This window comes from Gandjariella thermophila, assembly GCF_005405885.1.
Classification (GTDB): Bacteria; Actinomycetota; Actinomycetes; order Mycobacteriales; family Pseudonocardiaceae; genus Gandjariella; species Gandjariella thermophila.
In genome coordinates this window covers 1-1,027 of sequence record NZ_BJFL01000130.1, presented here as the reverse complement: position 1 = coordinate 1,027, position 1,027 = coordinate 1, and the positions used below count along the sequence as shown (strand labels likewise).

The following is a 1,027-nucleotide window of genomic DNA, read 5'->3' as shown; positions in this document are numbered from 1 at the left end:
TGGACGCCGTCGCCGACGAACTCAACGACCGGCCCCGGCAGACTCTCGGCTGGCTCAAACCCACCGAAGTCCTCAACAAACTGCTGCTAGAAGCTGGTGGTGCACCCACTACTTGACACCGCCGACAGTTTTCCCGCAGTTGATCAACCAGGGTGTCCGAGAAGAACAATCCGTTCGTGATGACCGAGACCCGCCAGCCGTCCAGCTTGCATGCCTCGCTGAGAATTGCGACGATATCCTGGCGCATGAAGGGCTCGCCGCCGGCGAACGCCACGCTGAGCACGCCTTGGCGGTGCAATTCGTGGACGACCTCTAGGATCTCATCAGTCGTCAGTTCCTCTGGCAGCGCTGTTCCTGATGCACTGTGGCAATGCGTGCAGGCGAGATTACACGCATTGGTTAAGTTGAAATCGACATGCACGAGGTCTACCACGCGGCCCCCCGGAGATAGGCTGACATACTTGCGGCGAGCGTTGCCGGGGGTGTGCCCGGCTTGGGCGTCGGGCACACCCCCATGCCCGCTCAGCTGTGACTAGCTACTTTTTATGCAGACCACGGGAAGGTGCTGGACGCTCCCCGAATATCGACTAATGTCGAGCTAGTGTTGTGGGCTTACCGCTTGACGTAAGCGGCTTCGCGCTTGACCGCCTCCTGCACACGAGCCAGGACCTCCGCAGGAAGCGGCGCGGCAGCCCGAGCAGTGGGCTCGTTCCCCGTAAAAAGGGGCGAGGTGCGGTTCCACTGCATGGACTCGACATTGGTGACCTCAAATGCAGGCTGGAATGCCTTCATAATCCACCTCCACTTGTTCGAATTGTCACCAAGCGGGCAAGGTCGAAGTTAGCAGCTCACTAAGCACCCACGGGACCCCGAGTATCAAATGTGATAACAGTCACAATATTGTGAGCGTTATTCAGAGCCCTTACCAGCCAAGTCGGTAGAACTCCAGTGCGGTGACGATTCGGATGACATTCGGAAGCTCGGCGAGGCGCCCTCGAAAGCCGGTGGCAAGTATCTTCCAGTTCTT

1 protein-coding gene is annotated in these 1,027 nt (G+C 58.7%); it reads right to left on the bottom strand.

Annotated elements, in window-relative coordinates:
- The coding region (locus tag FFT21_RS30880) for a radical SAM protein (RefSeq protein WP_137817003.1) at window positions 1–433 on the bottom strand (433 nt) is incomplete at its 3' end.
- Window positions 434–1,027 lie beyond the last annotated feature (594 nt).